Genomic DNA, 201 nt, shown 5'->3' on the forward strand with positions numbered 1-201 from the left:
AACACGGGGTGCGTGAACAGGTTGGTGGTGGCCATCGGGACCTTCATCCCGGTGCGCTCCAGCGCGTCCTTGAACCGGCCGATCAGCCGCTCCCGCTCCACCTCGGTGGACCCGAAGGGGATCAGGTCGTCGTCGTGGAACGTCACCCCGTGCGCACCCAGCTCCGCGAGCCGCTCCACCGACTCGACCGGGTCCAGCGCG

Annotated in this window: 1 pseudogene; it reads right to left on the reverse strand. The window is 69.7% G+C overall.

Annotation, left to right across the window (positions count from 1 at the left end):
• Positions 1-201, reverse strand: a pseudogene (locus OO67_RS35620) (xylose isomerase); the annotation flags it as partial.

The organism is Streptomyces atroolivaceus (assembly GCF_000717025.1).
Classification (GTDB): Bacteria; Actinomycetota; Actinomycetes; order Streptomycetales; family Streptomycetaceae; genus Streptomyces; species Streptomyces atroolivaceus.